The sequence below is a fragment of the Streptococcus sp. GS001 genome, assembly GCF_021595565.1.
Taxonomy (GTDB): Bacteria; Bacillota; Bacilli; order Lactobacillales; family Streptococcaceae; genus Streptococcus; species Streptococcus xiaochunlingii.
In genome coordinates this window covers 517,355-536,856 of sequence record NZ_JACSYJ010000002.1, presented here as the reverse complement: position 1 = coordinate 536,856, position 19,502 = coordinate 517,355, and the positions used below count along the sequence as shown (strand labels likewise).

The window sequence follows — 19,502 nt, the reverse complement described above, 5'->3', positions numbered from 1 at the left end:
ATGAATTCCTTACTCAAAAGGAATAGATTTAAAACTATCATAACATAAGTACGAGCTTCATACAAGAACCTGTTTCATTCTAAATTATTTAATATTAATCTAACACCCAAATAGAGTTCACAAGTTCCGTCTATATTTTCTATGTTTTTTGAATTAGGAAATTTTGCTCCTTGATATAGACTGCCTGGAACTGGTCTAGAGGTAGAGGTTATTTTGATTATAAATGCTGTCTTACATATATAAAAAAACGCTGAAATCAATGATTTCAAGCGTTATTTTATCAAGTCATTTTATTCCCACTCAACGACTAAACAGAGATTTAGAAACGTTGATATAACAGTGTTTTTGGCTAAATTTGATTATTTTGGAGACAATTTTGGCGACCTTTTCGATAATGATTGGTTGCCATTAAAATGTATCATTGTTTTGTTTGCATGCTTAATTGAAATTAAGCCAGTCATTTCTTCTGATAATTCCTTATCAACACCTGACCATAAGTGAGCATAGTGCTTCAATGTTATTTCAGGGGAAGAATGCCCTAAACGTTTAGAGACTATAAGAACCGAAGCGTTTAATTCATTGATAAGATAAGAAGCATGAGAATGTCTTAGTTCTTTTGCTTGTATTTCTGGAACTTTTGCTAATCTTGCATACCTCTTAATAATTCTTGATATGGTTGATTTAAGCATAGGATTTCCGTCATAACTTAAAACAAAATTTATTCTTCCAAAACTAGCTTGCCTATCTTTCCATTCTTTGAGAATAGCGATTGTATCATCATCTAACGAGATTGTCCGTAAACCTGAATCAGTCTTGGTATGATTTTGACGAATCCATTTTGATTTGCTTGACATAATCAACATATGATTGACAGTAAGCTGTTTTTTCTCAAAGTCAATATTATTCCACCATAAAGCAGTTCCCTCATTTACACGCAATCCTGTACAAAAATAGAGCCATAGTAAAACGAAGCTTAAATGTTCATAGAAATCCTCAATATATATACAACTGATAACTTCTTCAAAATCTTGCTTTGTCCAGTATCGAGAATGTGTTTTACCTTTCGGAATTGCTTTGACTTTCATAGAAACATTAGTATCAAGAAATTGCATATTTACAGCAAATTCAAGAGATTTACGAAACATTCCAAAAGTCAAGCTAGCATATGCTTGAGAATAGTTCCCACATTTTTTAGATAGTAGCCATGTTCTAAAACTCTGTACATCTCTAATAGAAATATCCTTGAGTTTCTTTTTCCCGAATCGTTTTATGACTAAATTTAATGTAGGTTGGCGTGTAGAATATGTGTGTTCACTTACTTCTGATTGATAATATGGTAAGTAGGTCGTATTCATGAACTGTTCGTAAGTCATATCATAATTTGAATAGCCATGTGATTGTAGGTAATCATTTTTAATCCTGATAGCTTCTGTATATGCTTCTTTTGCAGATGAAAATTTCTTTCCGTTAGCATTTTTTCGAGCTTTTTTCTTAATACGCTTACCTGTAATATTATCGGTTCCTAAACTAACCTCATAATAGTATTGTCCTTTCTCGTCAATATAGACATCTTGAAAATTTGTCTTTACCATAAGTTACCTTCTTTCTATTCATGTAACTTAAAGCCAAGAATCTTTTCAACAGCATCTGTAGGAACTGTTCCTAGTCTTCTATTATTATAAATGGTATATCCTTGTTTTACCATACTAAGCTTTGTTTGTCTAATAATTTGCTGAGCTGTGGCTTTGGCAAAGCCTATTTTAACTAAATCGTTATATGTGATAATTCGAATATTATTATTCATCTTTTTCAACCTTTACCTTCTTTCGTAATGGATTGCATCGCCGTGAATCGAGATATTTAGCAAAAAAAAAGGTGCGATCAACAATAAAATTTAGTAGTTGCTTTTGATTGTTACGTGCATACAACACCAATTCTTCAAATTCGGTAAAATCTTTTTGAGTAATTATATCAACCACCTCATTAATAAAATCTTCTGAGTTAACCTCAACAAGAAATTTATCAAGATTAAAGCCACAACCAACTTCAATATCATTTACATCATACTGAGTTTTCTCTTTATTTTCAGCATGAGTAAAATAGTTAAAAAGTCCTTTTGGAGACTGAACTATTTCAACATGTGACGGGCCATTAAGTTTCTCCTTAATTAACTCAGATACTTGTTTATAACTTTTGAGTGAATCGAAGAAGAATGCTCCGTGTTTGTGTGCTTTTTTATATTCTCCAGTTTGTCGGTTAATATCTTTATCATGCCAAGGACTTAAGACAAATGGTACGTGTAATTCTTCAAGAATTTCAAGATAGTCAACAGGTGCACTTTCTTTGTAGAAAATAAATGTCCATTTACTCGAACGATGTTCTTTTGCCATATTATTAAACCTTTCTGATTATAGATTATTGGAGAATTGGGAGTCGTAGTAAAACCCAATTCTATGTATCAATTAAAGAGAGGCAGTTTGGCTATTGCTTAACGCAAGCCACAGCCTCTCTTTCTTTTATCTTTTTTTACCAATCACCCATAGGTTGTTGCGTAAACGATTAGGTGCAGAGAAGTAGTAGTCAGGATGTTGACTAGCTATCTCGTCTTTAAGATGAGAGATCATATCTCCTAAGAGTTTTTGCCCTTGCTGGTCTCTTGGAACTTTTATAAAGACTTTAACTTCATCGTTTTGGATATCTATTACGCTTTTACGAGCACAGCGATTGAAACTATCATTAATTTGATTTATTGGTGCAATGACTTGGTTTTCTATAGTTTTTGCATCCCTCGTAATTTCTCGCTGTATTAAGAAATTACGAAGTTTAAATGTGTGATATATAGACTTGAGATAGTTGAGGAAACTATCAAACCTTACTCGATTCAGAACTTCAATCATGATTGATGAAAATAAGATAAAGAGAATACCAATCATTGCATTATAGGAGTAATGACTCCCTAAACTTAAAAAGAAATTAATCTGTGAGAAGTCAAAAGAGATCGGTAAACTTAGATCAATTGAGTTCGATAGAAAATTTAATGACCATCCAATAAATCCTGTTAAAAGTGAAAATAGAATCAAGTATATATTAAGGTTATATGTTTTTATAAAGAATGTTTTTTTAATCATTAATGAATACCTTTCTTAGTGTAGTATGTTGGACAAAGTAAAGGAAGTACCTGGTAAGGATGCTCATTATCAATTACCTGTATTAAGCCTGTACCATGACCAATTGGAATCACGATTCCTTCAGGATCAAGATCGGGAAATAAAAATTGAGTAGTCTTTTTGTTGATATTTCCTATTTGGATGAGAACGTTGAGCTGTTCACGTACAGAAATAGGGATAGTTGTATAATCAAAGCGTTGACTGACGAGAAGCAAGTGAATCTTTGTGGAACGTCCGAGTAAAGCGATTTGCGACAAAAGGGATAAAAAAGAATCTTTTATTGTCTTATTAACACCTTCTGATAACGCCAATACTTCGTCCATTACAATTGTAAGATGAGTAAATTCATGACTAGGATTATCATATAAGATTGCCTGACGTTCATGAATTAAATTAACACACTGACTTAACTGTTCATTGACCTCTGAAACAAAATCAGATTTAGAGCGATTTTTTAATGGATGAATAACCGAAATATTATGCTCGCGTGCCCAACGACTAGGACTATCAAATTTTGGATCAACGATGATAAGTTCACTCTGTTTAACGAGAACACTTAGTAAGTAGGTAAGAACGTAGCTTTTACCTGAACCAGAGTTACCACAAATAGCTATATGATTGATTTTATCAAGATTTAGGGAAAAATTTTCCATAATTGGAACATAATTTTTTGGAAGTTCAGCTGTGAATTTATCGAGATCAGGAATAATCAAGCGTTTTGAAATTCCCGCCTTCCATGGAAAAAAGAGACCACGTTGAACATGAATATCATTTGTTTTTAAAGGAATAAAGTAAGTGGCATTTTGCTTTAATAAGGTGTAATGTGGATAGAGCGAAGCGTTAGCAATCAGGTAAATCTTATTGTAGAGTTCATTATCTAAAATATATGAACATGGAAGTCTAGGAATGAAAATAAAGCCATCTTCTTTAATTACAATGTTAAAACTGTTAGTATAACTCGTTTCTCCCTGTATCAAGGCTCCAAGAGTCATATTTAGACTCTGGAGCAAATATGCTTGAAAATTTATTTCTTCTTTAAACACTATTATTTAACCTCTTTAATTCCATCTGCTTTAAAGTAAACATTGTATCGAACTTCTACAGCTTGAAGGTTGTCGAATTGAATCAAACTGAGAAAGTTAGGAAGCTTAACTTTATCTTCAAATTTAACTTGAAAGGGTTCTACGCCTTCTTGGACAAAAGTAGCCTTGTAGGCTCCAATTTCTCCTGTTGGCTTACCATCCTCAAATAGTTGTTGGGGTTCTAGTTCCGTGCTTAAACTGTAGATAGCCTCATTAGCTCTTATATAGTTCATTGCTGTTTGAGCAGAGTATCCACTTTTGCGATGCTTTGTTTTAATTGTCATTTATATTAGACTCCTTTTTGATTATTTAATTGAGACCTCACTATGCTCATTTTTTAGTCTGAGCTGGACTGTCTTAGCTAAGTACAGTTCTATAATAAATGAATTAGCTATGTGCCGCTTTCAGTATTAATGAAACAATAATTTTTAAAGTTGTGCTACAAGAGCAACAAATTCAATCAACCAATCCGTCAAACTGTCAGAAATTTGGTAAGAAGTCTCCTCTTCTGGAAAGTCAGGGAAGAAACTATATAGTTCATTCGCTAGTAATGAGATATTTTCTTGAATAACATTTTCTTTTTCTTTAAAAAGATCTCGCGTTGTGCTACCTATAAAGTGATCATCAGTAAGAATAAAGTGTATTAACTTTTTAAGTAGCAAATTGCAAAAAATTAGATCTGGAAAAAATATACTCTTCACATTAGATAGATTCAATGTATCTTGTAAAGCGACTACAGAATCATTAGTAATATTTCTCTTACCCTTTAATATTTGGCTTATTGTTGGTGCTGAAATCAATTTTACTTCATCATAAAAATAATGAGATATCTCATTCTGACAAATATTATTATCAATCAATCGTTTCTTTATATTTAACCCAAGTAATTCACAGTACAAATTTCTAATTTTATCTTTAAGCATAATGTCCTTTCCGCCCATTGACGGAAAAAAACAATATTATCATTACATTTACCGAATACAGTGAAAAAAGACACAACAAAATTACGGTGAAGACCAATGAAGTATAATCAGTTTTTAGAACTGATTAACATATTGTTTCAATCCGTCTATGGTGCACCATTTGGACTATATGTAGTTTTAAACTAATCTACTAATCAATTATCTCAAATATAATGTTGTATGTTAATTACGTAAAATCATCCTAAATTTATTGATTTTTCATACAACTAATTTTGATTATTTATAAAAATAATGATATAATCAATAAAATTGTTGTATAGATTTTATAAAATAATTAAAGACTTCTATACAATATTTTTAATATGAGGCATAATAATGAAAAATATTTTTAAAAGTAGCGGTGATTATGTTGAGTATCTTTTAAATTTAAAGATCAAAAACTATATAAAGAATAATAACTTAAAACAATATGAGATTTTATATTCTAAGAAGAATGAAGTAACAATCTCCTCAAATTCCCAAAATCCGAACTTTGCCGGTAAAGAACCGTATTATGGGTTTTCTAGACAGATTTCCACTCAGACTATGAGTAGACTATTAAATAGAAAAATAAAATATACTGATGAAATAGTAGAAACTATAGCAGAAAATATGAATAGTACGTACTCTAATTTGATTTGGAACGTAGTTGGAGATGCTGAAGGGATTGATTATTTTTCATACCAAATTTTTTTGCCACAATTTTTATTTAAAGTTTTTTGCGATGCTTTCATTTCTGAGAAATATAATTCTGACATAGTTAAATTATTAATAGATTACGTGCCGTTTTCTGAATACATTGTAAAAAAACGCTTGAGACTTTTAGCTTTTAGCAACACAACTAGTCGAAAGGAATTTATTGAAGACAGTGAATTCCAAAATATTATATTTGCAGCTGTTCAACGTTTAATTTTGAAATTGGAAATTGAATCTCAAAGAGTTTATAGTATGAGTTTTTCAAAGTATTACAGTTTTTACTTTGGTACTAAACAAGACACATTACGTAATTTATCAAAAACTATTGATCATTTCTTTGAGCTGATAAAAGAAGATTTTTTCGATCTTCTCACACCAAATGATGGAAGATCTTATGGATGGATTGCATATAACCTATTAGAGGACGAAGTGCATAAAAATTTGTTTGAATACCAAATTAATCGTGGAAATGATCTATTGACTGATAAAATTGATGATAATGATGTATATTTTAAGAATAAGAAGGAAATTACTATAGATACTTTAAACTATGTCGAAAGATTAGCTAAATTTCAAAAAGTATTTGACGAATTAGAAAGCAAAAAAGTTGAAGTATATATAAATGTAGATGTAGATGATCATTTGATTTAATTTTTTAAAAGCACTTTTTACGGACGAATAATCAAAAAAACACCTTGTTTTTTCAAAAAGATGGTATAATAGTTTATATTAAAAATTAAGAAGTAGGTAAGGATACATGAAAGGTGGCATTAGAAATGGAGCCGGCAGAAAACCAATAAATAATAAAAAGATAATGAAAAACATATATCTTACTCAAGATGAAATTGATGCAATTGACTCACTTAATATAGATGATTGTAAAAACTTTAGTCAAAAATGCTCAAACTTAATTAAACTTGGATTAGAAACAAAGAGATCAAATGATAAACATGATGTTTCTAAAAATAAAATTAGGTTTATAGATTTATTTGCTGGTATTGGTGGAATAAGAAAAGCATTTGAAGATACTAACACTAAATGCGTTTTCAGCTCTGAATGGGATAAGTTTGCTTCAAAGACTTACGAGGAGAACTATGGTGAAAAACCAGATGGAGATATTACTCAAATTAATGAGAAGGATATACCTGATCACGATATACTTCTAGCTGGATTTCCTTGCCAACCATTCAGTCATATTGGGAAACGAGAAGGCTTTACACATGAAACTCAAGGAACTTTATTTTTCGATGTACTTCGAATCTTAAAAGAAAAACGACCAAAAGCTTTCTTACTTGAGAATGTTAAAGGACTAGTTACTCATGATAACGGCAATACTTTTAAAGTAATTCTAAAATCCTTAAAAAATGAGCTAGGTTATTCAGTTTTTTATAAAATCCTAGACGCACAGCGATTTGGATTGCCCCAAAGGAGAGAAAGAATTATTATTGTAGGATTTCGACCAGATTTAAAAGTAGATGATTTTGAATTTCCAGAAGGAAGCAATGAGAAAGTAGCAGTAGGTACTATACTTGAAGAAAATCCCGAAGGGTATTCTATTTCAAAACATCTGCAAGAAACTTATCTATTTAAAAAAAATGACGGAAAACCCCAAATTATTGATAAATACAGTGACATACAAGTTAATACATTAGTTGCTAGTTATCATAAAATTCAGCGTTTAACGGGAACATTTGTTATAGGTGGGGAAACGGGATTACGCTTATATAGTGAATTGGAATGTAAACGATTAATGGGCTTTCCCGATGATTTTAAAGTACCTGTTTCAAGAACGCAAATGTATAAACAATTTGGGAATTCTGTAGCTGTTCCAATGATAAAAGCAGTTGCAGATAAAATGAAACACTTTCTAATTTGATACAAATCAAAAATAGCGGAGAATACTCCGCTATTTTTGATTATTTGTAAAACCTTTGATTTGAATTTTTTTCCCCCGTTTTTTACTTGGATACGTCCATTTAAAAGGTGTATTTAACTGCCCGCTAGAAGCATATTTTTCTATATAATTAATTATGAAATTATTTCTAGAGAATACTTCAAAATTGCTAGTATATAAAATCATGTCAGGAATCTGGATCGGATTGTTTACTAAAGGGCTGTTAATTCCAAACAAAAATAACAATGCCAACTCTTTATTATATTTGTGAAGCTGATTTTCTAGTACATTATATGCATTATGATCATTTTCCAAAAGAAGTTTAAAACTACCGAAATGTTGGAATTTCCTCAACGCCTGAGATAATGGAGAGTCTGGACGAAGTTTTAATGCTTTGATAACATCTTCGACATCTCCCTCATGAATCGTTACTACACGCTCTTGGGTATGCTTTATACTAATAGTTTTTGACTCCTCAATCCCATTTGAAAGTACAGTAAACATCACATCCGTTTTAGGTTTACCTCCATTATTTAAATTAGGTATTATATTTGTAGCAATTATTCTTTCAATTGTTTTATTCTTTGTTTTATTGAAACCCGAGGTTAAAAGTATTTTAAGGAACCAGTTGTAGGTACTGGATTTTATTGTTTTATGATTTTGTCTATAATTATTCCATAGTAATATATTATTTTTATCAATTAGAAGATTAACTATCAGATCTTCCGCATTATTTCCAAGAATGTTAGACTTTATTCCTTGAGTTAATTTTGAAGAAGCGTATGCTAAAATCTTATCTCTTAATTCCGAAAATGTTAGCAGGTCATCTATAAACGATTTATAAATTTTACTACGAATCTTGATGGAATAATCATTTTTATTCTTTAACTCTACAGCATTTACTGAATCTGGGATAACTACAAAAATATTGGTCACTTTTGGATCCAGAATTTTAATATTTTGTGCAAAGAATTCATTTCCATATAAACGATCACTTCTTATCGAACTTGTTGATTTTATCAACCAAACTTCATCATCAAAATCATGAAAACAAATTTTATAGTCCATTTTAAACTGTTTTTTACAACCCTCATAGCCTATAGAATAATTCTTACTAACTGATATATTTATACTTGGAACTAACAATAATTCATTAAGCATAATATTCAATGTTAAATTAGATGCTGAACCGGATAACGATTTCTGATGATTATCAAAATTAAAAGACATCTCATTAATTCCTTCTTATGATTTTTAACCTTTAAATTGTATTTTGTTTCCTTTGGAACCTGTTGCATATGTCCATCGAAGGCCAGTACCAAAACCAGCTTTTGATTGCAATGTTTTATTTACATAATCGTCCATAGAAAATATCTCAACAGATTTTACACAAATATCACTTATAGTGTCTTTTGTATATTTATTAAGATTAAATCTAATAAGATAATCTGGATTACGAATATCTTCAGTCTTTTCTTTTGAACCAGTTAAAGCCCACCTTACTAAGTTTTCTCTATAGACATTTAATTCTGATTTTAAAGTACTTTTTTCTTGATCGCTAAAATTTTTTGCAGAACTATCTGATTGATGTTTTTTCATTAAACTTATTAAATTTGGATTTTCTATACCTACCTCATTAATAATTGTATCAACTGAAAATTCAGCTATACTCACCTTATCAGACATACTCTGTTTTATACTTACAGGTACTTTTATTTCATCATCTCCCTCATTAACAGTGATTAGTAAATCTGTTTTTGGGTTTCCCCCTGTGCTTAAAGTCGGTATTTCTCTTGTAGCATTAATCTTATTTATTTGATTGGGGAAAACACTAGTTAAGTTAAGAAGTATTTGAAAAATATAAAAATCAAACATGTTATATTCTTCAGTTAAACAAGAAGTTCCATTATAACAGTTTAGTAATTCTATTGATGAAAATAAATTCTCACAATATTGTTCAAACGCATCACCTAATTTATCCTCTATTTTCCCCTTTTTTTTATCAATAACATTTTTTTCTATATATAACTTCAATTTTTCTGAAGTCGATTCTTCACTTTTTAAGTAATAATAAGTCATTTTATTTCTCTTTTTCATTATATATAACAAAAGAAGCTCTAATTAAGAGCTTCTTTTGGCGACACTTTGGCGACAATCCAAATGTATCTATATTATTTAAATACCATTTACAACAACTAAAATGCTGTTAAATCAAGGATTCTTAGCCTAAGTTACTCTTATATATTATTCCCACTCAACAGTTGCAGGTGGTTTACTTGTGATATCGTAGACAATACGGTTAACGTGATCAACTTCGTTTACGATACGTACAGAGATTTTTTGGAGTACTTCCCAAGGGATTTTGGCAAAGTCAGCTGTCATTCCATCGATAGAAGTGATAGCACGGATGGCAATGGTATAGTCGTAAGTACGACCATCTCCCATAACACCTACGGAACGAACGCCAGTGTTAACAGTGAAGTATTGCCAGATATCGCGGTCAAGACCTGCTTTGGCAATTTCTTCACGAAGGATCGCATCGGATTCACGAACAGTTTCAAGTTTCTCTTCCGTGATTTCACCCATGACACGGATGGCAAGACCTGGACCTGGGAATGGTTGGCGCCATACGATGTGGTCTGGCATACCAAGCTCTGTACCAAGGGCACGAACCTCATCCTTGTAAAGAGTATTGAGTGGTTCAATCAGCTCGAACTGCATGTCTTCTGGTAGACCACCCACATTGTGGTGAGACTTGATGGTTTGAGCAGTATCCGTACCTGACTCGATCACGTCAGTGTAGAGTGTTCCTTGTGCCAAGAATTTCACGTCTTTTAGCTTGCTTGCTTCATCATCAAAGACATAAACAAACTCGTTACCGATGATTTTACGTTTTTGTTCAGGATCAGATACACCAGCCAACTTGTCCAAGAAACGTTTGGCAGCATCTGCTTTAACGATATTGAGACCAAACTTACCACCAAGCATATCCATGACTTGGTCAGCTTCTCCTTTACGAAGAAGACCGTGGTCTACAAAGATACAGATCAATTGATCTCCGATAGCTTTTTGGAGAAGAACCCCAACAACTGAAGAGTCAACACCACCTGAAAGACCAAGGAGAACACGTTTATCTCCAACTTTTTCACGGATTTGTTTGATTTGCATCTCGATGAAGTTATCCATGGTCCAGTCACCTTTGGCACCACAGATATTCAAAGCAAAGTTACGCAAAATATCATAACCATGAACTGAATGACGAACCTCTGGGTGGAATTGGATACCGTAGATTTTCTTATCTGGGTTTTCAATCGATGCATACGGACAGTCAGCAGAAGTACCTGTACGAACAAAGTCAGCAGGAATTTCTGTAACAGCATCCCCGTGGCTCATCAAGACCAATTGTTTGTCTGGTGTGCCTGCAAAGAGAGCAGAAGACTCCGTCAAGCTAAGCTCAGATTGACCATATTCACGGTTACCAGCATCGCCTGCAGGAACAACCTTTCCTCCAAGTTTGTGTGTCAATAGCTGCATCCCGTAGCAGATCCCCAAAATTGGAATTCCAAGTTCAAAAATTTCAGGATCAATGTCAAAAGATCCTTCTTCATACACTGAGTTTGGTCCGCCTGAAAGAACGATCCCAACTGGATTGATTTCACGCACTTCAGCTGCAGTAATCTTGTGACTCTTCAATTCTGAAAAGACACCGATCTCACGAATACGACGAGAGATGAGCTGATTGTACTGGCTACCGTAGTCAAGCACGATGATTTTTTCAACATCATGCAAATCAGTTGATAGGTTTGTCATCTTTTCCCCTTCTTCTAGAAAATTCTTTTCCTCTATTCTAACACAAAAGCCCCTTCATTACCAATCAAGACTGACTAGGATTGAAGATTTAACAAAATTGCGCTACAATAGGTTATAACACACAGAAAGAGTAGCAAGATGATTCCAGCTTACATACAAATTCACGATCAAATTAAAGCCGAAATTGACCAGAAAATCTGGAAAATTGGACAGCGCCTCCCTAGTGAGCGGGACTTGGCTGAGAAGTTCCAGGTTAGTCGGATGACCCTCCGTCAAGCTATTACACTCTTGGTAGAAGAAGGAGTACTGGAGCGCCGTGTTGGTAGTGGTACCTTTGTCGCTAGCACGCGCGTCCAGGAAAAGATGCGGGGGACAACTAGTTTTACTGAAATCATGAAGGCACAGGGGAAGATCCCTTCGACACAGGTTATTTCCTACAAACGTACCATTCCTAGCCTTCAAGAAGTAGATAAGCTTGGTATCGACAAGACCGAAACAATTGTTCGAATGGAACGGGTTCGTTATGCGGATGGTATACCAGTCGTTTATGAAGTTACCTCCATCCCAGAGAAATTTATCAAGAACTTCAAGAAAGAAGAAGTAACCAGTCATTTCTTCCAAACCTTGGAAAAGCACGGCTATCGAATTGGCAAATCTCAACAAACCATCTATGCACGATTAGCCAAAGAGAAGATTGCTGAATATTTAGAAATCCCCAAAGGACAGGCCATCCTTGGATTGACTCAAATCTCATATTTTGATAATGGTGTCGCTTTTGAGTATGTAAAGAGCCAATATGTTGGAGAACGCTTTGAGTTTTACTTAGAAAATAATTAGATTTACATAATTTATATTACGTAATTCACAGGAGTCTTTCGCTAGTAAACATCAATCTTGTTTTAAATCATTTGAAATCGGACCTCCTTGTTTCTTATGAGACAAAATAGGTAAGTCCCGCTAGTCTTTGGCGGGCTTTTTTGATATAATGAAAGGTATGGAAATTGAGAAAACCAACCGAATGAATGCGCTCTTTGAGTTTTACGCAGCGCTCTTAACGGACAAGCAAATGAACTACATCGAGCTTTATTACGCAGATGACTACAGCTTAGCTGAGATTGCGGAAGAGTTTGGAGTGAGCCGTCAGGCGGTTTATGACAATATTAAGCGGACAGAGAAGATTCTAGAGGATTATGAGATGAAGTTGCATATGTACTCTGACTACATTGTACGCAGCCAGATTTTTGATCAGATTTTAGAACGCTATCCGGAAGATACTTTTCTACAAGAGCAGGTTGAAATTTTATCAAGTATTGACAATCGGGAGTAATCATGGAAAATCTTGTCATCTATAAAGGAATACCCTGTAAATTATTAGCTGCAGAGGAACCATTTCCTAGTCGGCTACAGATTATCTCGCCCAATGATATCTCCAAGGCTATGCAAATAGGTTTTAGCTGTTGGGGATATCCAAATGAAATCATGAAAGAAGTTACACCCGAAGAACTAGAATGTTTCCAACATTTCGGACGATTTCCACTGAATTGAAAAAATAGGAGAAAATAATGGCATTTGAAAGCTTAACCGAACGTTTACAAAACGTCTTTAAAAATCTTCGTAAGAAAGGGAAAATCTCTGAAGCAGATGTCCAAGAGGCAACCAAAGAGATTCGTCTAGCCCTCTTAGAGGCCGACGTTGCCCTTCCTGTTGTAAAAGACTTCATCAAACGCGTCCGTGAGCGGGCCGTAGGTCATGAGGTCATCGAAACCCTCAACCCTGCCCAACAAATCGTAAAGATTGTCGATGAAGAATTGACAGCGATTTTAGGTTCAGAAACAGCAGACATTATCAAATCTCCAAAGATTCCAACCATTATCATGATGGTCGGTCTTCAAGGGGCTGGTAAAACAACCTTTGCTGGGAAATTGGCCAACAAATTGGTCAAGGAAGAAAATGCACGTCCTTTGATGATTGCGGCCGATATCTATCGTCCAGCAGCCATCGACCAGTTGAAGACCCTTGGTCAGCAGATTAATGTCCCTGTCTTTTCACTTGGTACAGAAGTCCCTGCAGTGGAGATCGTTCGTCAAGGTTTGGAGCAAGCGAGAGCCAACCACAATGACTATGTCTTGATCGATACGGCGGGTCGTCTGCAAATCGATGAAAAACTCATGGGCGAGTTGCGTGATGTCAAAGCCCTTGCTGAGCCAAATGAAATCCTCTTGGTTGTCGATGCCATGATCGGTCAAGAAGCGGCCAATGTGGCGCGTGAGTTCAACGAACAACTCGAAGTGACCGGGGTGATCTTGACCAAGATTGATGGGGATACCCGTGGTGGTGCGGCCCTTTCTGTCCGTCAGATTACTGGGAAGCCAATCAAGTTCACTGGTACTGGTGAAAAAATCACTGATATCGAAACCTTCCACCCAGACCGCATGTCTGGTCGGATCCTCGGTATGGGGGATATGCTGACGCTGATCGAGAAGGCTTCTCAAGAATACGATGAGAAACGTTCCCTTGAACTCGCTGAGAAGATGCGGGAAAATACCTTCGATTTTAATGACTTCATCGATCAATTAGATCAAGTTCAAAACATGGGACCAATGGAAGACCTGCTCAAGATGCTTCCAGGGATGGCCAACAATCCAGCCATGAAGAACCTCAAGGTCGATGAACGAGAAATTGCTCGCAAACGTGCGATCGTATCATCCATGACCCCAGCTGAACGTGAAAATCCAGATTTGTTAAATCCAAGCCGTCGTCGTCGGATTGCTGCTGGTTCAGGAAATAGCTTTGTCGAAGTCAATAAATTCATCAAGGACTTTAATCAAGCCAAACAGATGATGCAAGGCGTCCTCTCTGGCGATATGAACAAGATGATGAAACAAATGGGGCTCAATCCAAATAATATGCCGAAGAATATGCCTGGTGGAATGCCTGATATGTCTGCCCTCGAAGGCATGATGGGTCAAGGTGGCATGCCTGACTTGTCAGCTCTTGGTGGAGGCGCTGGAATGCCTGATATGAGCCAAATGTTTGGTGGTGGTCTCAAAGGAAAAGCCGGTGAATTCATGATGAAACGGGCGATGAACAAGATGGCCAAACAAATGCGCAAAAATAAGAAAAAACGGAAATAATCGTTTCTAAGAGGGCCTGGAACACACTGTTCTGGGTTCTTTTAGAAACTACTACTAGAGGAAAGATGTTAAAAAAACTATTTCAACAAGTCATTCGTTTCTTTGTAAGACTGTTTTCTTCGCACAGAAAGCCCTTTGAATTTCCTAAAGGGTCAAAGAAACCACCAATCAGGCCAATCATCTTTGTACCTGGGAGTTCAGCCAGTATCCAGCGATTCAACGGAACCATCCGCATGCTCCATCGCTTTTCTAGAAAAAAACAGAGTCTCTTAAAAATAAAAGTCAATAATGATGATTCTATAGAAATGGAGGGAAGACTGAATACGAAAGAGCCGAATCCGATGATTGTGATTGGCTTCGAGAACAATCGAGATGGCTACAGCAATATCAAGCAGCAAATCGAATCCCTTAAGATCGCCATCACCTACCTCCTTGATCACTATTATTTTACAGAGTTCAAGGCAGTCGGGCACTCCAATGGTGGACTAGTTTTGACTGGCTTATTGGAAAGTGGTTTTTTAGAAAAGAAAAAACTTACCGTGAGCAAGCTCGCTATTATTGGCAGTCCTTACCAATTCAATCAGGAAATGTATGATGATTTTCAAAAATGGAAGCATCGCTTAGAAAAAGAAGTAGAGGTCCTTAACTTTGTCGGTAGCTTTGCTGGAAAATCAGACGGGATCGTCCCCCTTTCTAGTGCCCAAGCAGCACAATCTATTTTTGAGAAACAAGCCTATACAGAAGTGAATTTAAACGGTCGTAAAGCTCATCATTCAGCTTTACCCACTAATCCAGATCTAGTGAAACAATTAAGTCTATTTTTGAATCTATAAGTAAATTACATAATTTCGGTTATGTAATTTTTATTTGTCTCTTGCAATCCTTAAGTAAATATGGTACATTTTTGGTAGCGATTACACATACTTAAGGAGGATTATATGAAAGATCCCAAATTATTAGAAACAATGAAAGATTATAAGGGACGAGATGAGGTTCCCGCAGATTTTGATGCTTTTTGGGATCAAGCCCTAGCAAACCTTACTAGTCTGCCTGAATACAAGCTCGAAGAACAAGATTTCAGCATTCCAAATGTGATTTGTTATGAATTAACCTTTAAAGGAACACGAGATGGGCTTGTTTATGCGCGGGTTGTTCTCCCAAAAACGGATCAAAAGGTTCCAGTTATTTTCCATTTTCATGGCTATATGGGCCGTTGTTGGGATTGGTCTGACATGCTGCCTTATACAGTAGCCGGCTATGGTGTTGTGACTATGGATGTAAGAGGTCAGTCAGGCTTTTCAACCGACGGAGATCGTTCACCACTTGGAAATACGGTAAAAGGACAGATTATCCGTGGCGCCGTGGAAGGTCCAGATGAGCTCTTTTATAAGGATATCTACTTAGATCTTTACCAGTTAATTGAAATTGTAGCCAGCCTTCCTCAAGTAGATGACAGCAAACTTGCCAGCTATGGAGCCTCACAAGGTGGTGCCTTGGCCCTGGTTGCTGCTGGATTGAATCCTCGTATACAACGAACGGTAGCTATTTATCCATTCTTATCAGATTTCAGACGAGTATTGGAGATTGGGAACACCAGCGAGGCATATGACGAGCTTTTCCGTTATTTCAAGTTCCATGATCCATTCCACGAAACCGAAGATCGTTTGATTCAGACATTGGCCTATATTGATGTAAAAAACTTTGCCCATCGCATCAAAGGACAGGTTCACATGATTACAGGGCTGGATGATGATGTCTGTTATCCTGAAACGCAGTTTGCCATTTATAATCGATTAAAATGTCCAAAAGAGCATTTAATCATGCCAGAATATGCCCACGAAGCTATGAATGTTCAAGTCAATGATCGAGTCTATAATTGGCTCTGTGGTAGCAAGATTCCATTTCAGTATGTAGAAAAATAATAAGTTACAGAAGAAAACAATCAGTAGATCCGGGAGATTTACTGATTGTTTTGTGTTTGAAAGGGATCTAGTATAGAAAGAGATACAAAACAGTCCTATATAACCCCTATAACATCTTTCCGAAAAACAATAATTTTCTTGAAAAATATATCTGGCTATGCTATACTACTAGTATAGAAAGATTTGGAGAAAAACATGAAACGCGAGATCTTATTAGAACGGATTGATAAACTCAAACAAGTCATGCCCTGGTATGTATTGGAATATTACCAATCGAAACTGGCCGTTCCATACAGTTTTACAACCTTGTACGAATACTTAAAGGAATACGATCGATTTTTCACCTGGGTCTTAGAATCTGGTATATCGGATGCTGACACCATGGCCGAGATCCCCTTAGACGTTCTGGAGCACATGACCAAGAAAGACATGGAATCCTTTATTCTTTACTTACGTGAACGTCCTCTGCTCAATGCCAATACGACAAAAAACGGGGTTTCCCAAACAACGATTAACCGCACCCTTTCTGCACTATCTAGTCTCTATAAGTATTTGACCGAAGAAGTTGAAAACGAGCAAGGTGAACCGTATTTCTACCGCAACGTCATGAAGAAGGTTGCTACCAAGAAAAAGAAAGAAACTTTAGCTGCACGGGCTGAGAATATCAAGCAAAAGCTCTTTTTAGGTGATGAAACAGAGGGGTTTTTGAAATATATAGATGAGGAATACCCTAAAACTCTCTCAAATCGTGCCTTATCCTCCTTTAATAAGAATAAAGAACGAGATTTAGCGATTATCGCACTCCTTCTTGCCTCTGGTGTCCGTCTCTCTGAAGCAGTTAACCTGGATCTTCGAGATCTCAATCTTAAGATGATGGTGATTGACGTCACTCGAAAAGGTGGAAAACGTGACTCGGTTAATGTCGCTGCCTTTGCTAAGCCTTATTTAGAGCAATATCTCGCTATTCGGGATAAACGCTACAAGACAGAAAAGACCGATACAGCACTCTTCTTAACCTTATATCGAGGTGTTCCGAACCGGATTGATGCTTCTAGTGTCGAAAAGATGGTGGCCAAGTATTCAGAAGACTTCAAAGTCCGTGTGACACCCCACAAGCTTCGCCATACCCTAGCAACTCGTCTCTATGATGCAACCAAATCCCAAGTTTTGGTCAGCCATCAGCTAGGACATGCCAGCACTCAGGTAACGGACTTGTATACGCATATCGTAAATGACGAACAGAAAAATGCCTTGGATAGTTTATGAGATACATAATATAAATTATGTAATATATTTAGTGTTAGAAAAAGAGCGTAGATCTTTGATAGAATCTTACGCTCTTTTATACTTTCTAAAAAAATTCGATCCAATAATTACGATGGGGCTCAATAATTACTGGTTTACCCCAGAATGATTTTAGATAAGCCAAGTTTGCAGGGGTGACAGGTCTTTTTTCACTATTGAACTTCTCTGCACTCTCTTTCGTTAAAAAGCATTTAACTGCTTCATATGGTGATCCATCGCTCGCTATTCGATCAATTCCTAAATAAGCAATTTCATCACCAGCTTTTGGAAAATCTGTAAATAGTTTACCAATAAAATAAACCGTCTTATCTTTCATTAATTCATAAGCCTTACCATTTTCCAGTCTGTTATTCGCTGCAGCGTACATAATACAAAAACTGTCCACAATATCTTTAAAAGGCATTAATTCTTCTTTGCTGACTATAATTTCGTCGGGAGCAAGTCCGCCAAGGATTAAATTTTTATAATGAGGTTGCTGGATGATATTATCTAAAGCCATTCCTAATGGTAGTTGGACAGCTTGATAGCCTAATGGTTCGAGCTCTTGCTTTTTCTGGTCAAGGTGTCCTTGTGTAATACTGACATTCAAATCATAAGGACTGGAAGGTTGTTGCCTGCTAAAAAAAGCCACTACTATACGATCTAACTGTTCAAATAGACCAAGATTTTCAACTGGAATTTTCATCATTGAATATGATCCCCTTTTTTGTTCAGATTTCCTCTATATTCTACTCTCATTATTTTTGAATATCAAGATAAGAGGCCGTGTCATGAACTAACTTTTGATGAAAACTCTTAAACATTTTTGTTTGACATGATCTTTTTTCTTCATCAGCCCATACCTCATCAATAGCTAGCTATAAAAGATAATCTAGAAGATCCTACCATTCTTCAACCATGGACTAGTTGAGTTTTACCACTTCGTCAGCTTTTTCCCAAATTACTGGATTATGAGTTGCAATAATGATTATACGCTCTTGATTCTTTAACATTAAGAGCAAGTCCATCACCTCTTGTGAGGTTTCTGGATCCAGTGCTGCAGTTAGTTCATCTGCCAAAATTAAAGGTGGATCTTTTAAAATAACTTTAGCTAATGCGACACGTTGTGCCTCTCCACCCGATAATTCATAAATCTTTTGATCCAGAGCAAGATAAGCCAATCCTACTTTTTTTAGCACTTCTTCTTCTTGCTGCTTCTTCTCCTTTTTCGTTAATTTTTGACCAATCAATCCCAAATCTAAATTTTTAGCGATAGTCTCGTTTTCAAGTAGGCCAAAGTTTTGAAAGAGATAGCCTAATTCACGCTTAAAGAAGTGATGCTGTTTGATTTGTTTCAGTTCTTGCCCTTGATAGCTTATACTCCCTTCTTCATAAGGCTCTATCTTCGCCAAGATATTGAGCAAGGTTGTTTTACCACACCCACTATTTCCGATCAGAGCATAGACCTTACCTTCTGTAAATTGCAAGCTCAAATCTTGAAAGACCGTTCGTTGGCCAAATGATTTGGTTAAATGTTCTACGCTAATCATA

Annotated in this window: 21 protein-coding genes; 9 read left to right on the top strand and 12 right to left on the bottom strand. The window is 35.5% G+C overall.

From position 1 onward, the window contains the following. Positions 1-359: 359 nt before the first annotated feature. From H8S88_RS06185 to H8S88_RS06155, 7 genes are all read right to left on the bottom strand, one after another. Positions 360-1,592 carry a tyrosine-type recombinase/integrase gene (locus tag H8S88_RS06185; RefSeq protein WP_236128161.1) on the bottom strand — a complete coding sequence of 411 codons (1,233 nt, stop codon included), beginning with the start codon at positions 1,590-1,592 and terminating at the stop codon, positions 360-362. Between the two features lie 14 nt (positions 1,593-1,606). Beyond that, positions 1,607-1,804, bottom strand: coding sequence for a DUF3173 family protein (locus H8S88_RS06180; protein ID WP_236128160.1), 198 nt, complete (start codon positions 1,802-1,804; stop codon positions 1,607-1,609). Further along, the gene (locus tag H8S88_RS06175) at positions 1,797-2,390 is read right to left on the bottom strand and encodes a replication protein (protein WP_236128159.1); all 594 of its coding nucleotides are present in this window, start codon (positions 2,388-2,390) and stop codon (positions 1,797-1,799) included. Before H8S88_RS06175 ends, H8S88_RS06180 begins: the two co-directional genes overlap by 8 nt. A 126-nt stretch (positions 2,391-2,516) precedes the next feature. Continuing rightward, complete coding sequence (locus H8S88_RS06170) at positions 2,517-3,128, bottom strand: hypothetical protein (RefSeq protein ID WP_236128158.1); 612 nt, start codon at positions 3,126-3,128, stop codon at positions 2,517-2,519. Then, a complete protein-coding gene (locus H8S88_RS06165; RefSeq protein ID WP_236128209.1) occupies positions 3,128-4,159 on the bottom strand; it encodes an AAA family ATPase in 1,032 nt (343 codons plus the stop codon). The genes H8S88_RS06170 and H8S88_RS06165 overlap by 1 nt, the downstream gene beginning before the upstream one ends. 53 nt (positions 4,160-4,212) lie before the next feature. Further along, a complete protein-coding gene (locus tag H8S88_RS06160) occupies positions 4,213-4,533 on the bottom strand; it encodes a hypothetical protein (RefSeq protein ID WP_443032521.1) in 321 nt (106 codons plus the stop codon). A 144-nt stretch (positions 4,534-4,677) separates the two neighbouring features. Beyond that, positions 4,678-5,172, bottom strand: a complete 495-nt coding sequence (locus H8S88_RS06155) for an XRE family transcriptional regulator (protein ID WP_236128157.1) — start codon at positions 5,170-5,172, stop codon at positions 4,678-4,680. Positions 5,173-5,547: 375 nt separating this feature from the next. Here H8S88_RS06155 and H8S88_RS06150 point away from each other — a divergent pair, with 375 nt between their 5' ends. Then, positions 5,548-6,558 (top strand): hypothetical protein, encoded by a 1,011-nt coding sequence (locus H8S88_RS06150; RefSeq protein WP_236128156.1) that lies wholly within the window; start codon positions 5,548-5,550, stop codon positions 6,556-6,558. Positions 6,559-6,664: 106 nt separating this feature from the next. After that, a complete protein-coding gene (locus tag H8S88_RS06145) occupies positions 6,665-7,783 on the top strand; it encodes a DNA cytosine methyltransferase (RefSeq protein ID WP_236128155.1) in 1,119 nt (372 codons plus the stop codon). Between the two features lie 30 nt (positions 7,784-7,813). Here H8S88_RS06145 and H8S88_RS06140 read toward each other — a convergent pair whose 3' ends face one another. The 3 genes from H8S88_RS06140 to guaA form a co-directional block, all read right to left on the bottom strand. After that, positions 7,814-9,031 (bottom strand): MspI family type II restriction endonuclease, encoded by a 1,218-nt coding sequence (locus H8S88_RS06140; RefSeq protein WP_236128154.1) that lies wholly within the window; start codon positions 9,029-9,031, stop codon positions 7,814-7,816. A 24-nt stretch (positions 9,032-9,055) separates the two neighbouring features. After that, positions 9,056-9,880 (bottom strand): MspI family type II restriction endonuclease, encoded by an 825-nt coding sequence (locus H8S88_RS06135; RefSeq protein WP_236128153.1) that lies wholly within the window; start codon positions 9,878-9,880, stop codon positions 9,056-9,058. Positions 9,881-10,045: 165 nt separating this feature from the next. Continuing rightward, positions 10,046-11,611, bottom strand: coding sequence for a glutamine-hydrolyzing GMP synthase (gene guaA / locus H8S88_RS06130; RefSeq protein ID WP_048691204.1), 1,566 nt, complete (start codon positions 11,609-11,611; stop codon positions 10,046-10,048). Between the two features lie 138 nt (positions 11,612-11,749). Here guaA and H8S88_RS06125 point away from each other — a divergent pair, with 138 nt between their 5' ends. The 7 genes from H8S88_RS06125 to xerS all read left to right on the top strand — a co-directional run bounded on the left by H8S88_RS06125 (position 11,750) and on the right by xerS (position 17,933). After that, complete coding sequence (locus H8S88_RS06125) at positions 11,750-12,448, top strand: GntR family transcriptional regulator (protein WP_061563972.1); 699 nt, start codon at positions 11,750-11,752, stop codon at positions 12,446-12,448. 157 nt (positions 12,449-12,605) lie between these two features. Next, complete coding sequence (locus H8S88_RS06120) at positions 12,606-12,938, top strand: putative DNA-binding protein (protein ID WP_003001435.1); 333 nt, start codon at positions 12,606-12,608, stop codon at positions 12,936-12,938. A gap of 2 nt (positions 12,939-12,940) precedes the next feature. Then, the gene (locus H8S88_RS06115; protein WP_023026816.1) at positions 12,941-13,156 is read left to right on the top strand and encodes a hypothetical protein; all 216 of its coding nucleotides are present in this window, start codon (positions 12,941-12,943) and stop codon (positions 13,154-13,156) included. Between the two features lie 17 nt (positions 13,157-13,173). Then, complete coding sequence (gene ffh / locus H8S88_RS06110; protein WP_009731038.1) at positions 13,174-14,745, top strand: signal recognition particle protein; 1,572 nt, start codon at positions 13,174-13,176, stop codon at positions 14,743-14,745. 65 nt (positions 14,746-14,810) lie between these two features. Continuing rightward, positions 14,811-15,578, top strand: coding sequence for an alpha/beta hydrolase (locus H8S88_RS06105; protein WP_023026815.1), 768 nt, complete (start codon positions 14,811-14,813; stop codon positions 15,576-15,578). A gap of 105 nt (positions 15,579-15,683) precedes the next feature. Next, positions 15,684-16,667 carry an acetylxylan esterase gene (locus H8S88_RS06100; protein WP_125336109.1) on the top strand — a complete coding sequence of 328 codons (984 nt, stop codon included), beginning with the start codon at positions 15,684-15,686 and terminating at the stop codon, positions 16,665-16,667. A 195-nt stretch (positions 16,668-16,862) separates the two neighbouring features. Then, entirely contained in the window at positions 16,863-17,933 is a 1,071-nt protein-coding gene (xerS, locus tag H8S88_RS06095) for a tyrosine recombinase XerS (RefSeq protein ID WP_125336110.1), read from the top strand. 85 nt (positions 17,934-18,018) lie between these two features. On the opposite strand, the gene H8S88_RS06090 is transcribed toward xerS, so the two are convergent. Both H8S88_RS06090 and H8S88_RS06085 read right to left on the bottom strand, forming a co-directional pair. Beyond that, positions 18,019-18,660 (bottom strand): hypothetical protein, encoded by a 642-nt coding sequence (locus H8S88_RS06090; protein ID WP_125336111.1) that lies wholly within the window; start codon positions 18,658-18,660, stop codon positions 18,019-18,021. A gap of 214 nt (positions 18,661-18,874) precedes the next feature. Continuing rightward, complete coding sequence (locus H8S88_RS06085) at positions 18,875-19,501, bottom strand: putative bacteriocin export ABC transporter (RefSeq protein WP_045759461.1); 627 nt, start codon at positions 19,499-19,501, stop codon at positions 18,875-18,877. Position 19,502: the final 1 nt, after the last annotated feature.